The organism is Pontibacter rugosus, from assembly GCF_042678745.1.
Taxonomy (GTDB): Bacteria; Bacteroidota; Bacteroidia; order Cytophagales; family Hymenobacteraceae; genus Pontibacter; species Pontibacter rugosus.
In genome coordinates this window covers 1-1,152 of record NZ_JBHTLD010000433.1, presented here as the reverse complement: position 1 = coordinate 1,152, position 1,152 = coordinate 1, and the positions used below count along the sequence as shown (strand labels likewise).

At 36.2% G+C, this 1,152-nt stretch carries 1 protein-coding gene; it reads right to left on the bottom strand.

The genetic code is table 11. The features are described from left to right. Window positions 1–1,152: hypothetical protein (locus ACFQ2O_RS21745; RefSeq protein WP_377533029.1), on the bottom strand; the 1,152-nt coding region annotated here is incomplete at both ends.

Here is a 1,152-nt window from a genome sequence, read left to right as displayed (position 1 = left end):
ATATGTTCTATTAATATTCTCACTACTTATCGGGACAAATCTCAGTTCATTTATATCAAATACTCTTGCCGGCCAGCCTGAGTCATCAAAGAATTGATCAGGCACAAGTTGGTTTACATAGTCAGGCAGGTCTCCTGAAAACTCCGCAAGTCTGAATTGCGGCAATTTTGTTGGTTCAAAAATTACTGAACAGCTTTTAGCAAGATTTTGAATTCTATTTTCTAATTCATGACCCTTACATTCACCGAAGCAGGCTACACTAACTGCTGACGGCAAGAGAAAAGGCGTTAAAGATGAATCTTGAGGCTCAACAGTGACTATTAACCCCTCATCTTCTGCACTTTCTTTAAGTTTCATTATTAGTTTTGGAGTCCTACCTCCGATTAAAAGTGCTCTTCTACCCCTTGGTGTGGGTATAAGAATAAATTGAGGAGGATTTACCACAATTCTCTTTGTAGTATACTCATAATCCAATATCCCCATATAATCTAGGTAGCTAAGTGACCACCTTTTTAGCTTAGATAATTCGATGGTGTGTGATTCTAGTTCTTCTGGAGTAAATTCTTTCTGGTAAACCGATTCAAAAACATCAAAGTACTCTCTTGAACTACTTTCCCCCTTATATGTCAAATAGTTTAAAATAAAATCATTATGTTGAACATAATTACCAAATTGATAAGCAGGTTCGTTATCATATGTTATTAATGGTCTGAAGGCATGAACATATGGCTCTTGTCTTAAATTCAGCTTTCTCTCTACTACTTCATCTTCAGCCAATAATCTACTACCTATCATATATGTTGAACCCTCGCGTGAATTAGTAATTTGGCCAAATTTATCTCTGGCTGGTAAAGCAGTTTCACTCAATTCGTTTTCCTTTCCGCAGGAGTCTACTATAAAGTTTTTCAACTGATCTCCCTTTACAGCATCATTCTGTACTTTTAAATAGAATCCTGTATTTATCCTAATATCTGTTGGAAGCAGCCAGATAGGTTGATCAACATCCTTTCGTGTTAAGGGAATCTTATCATCGGATCCTTCATATAATAAATATAGGTCTTCACCTCCATGACCATTCTCAAGTTCAACTTCAGGTAATAGATCAACAAGCCATGAGCGTACTCCTACTTTAATCCCTTTATGAATTATTAA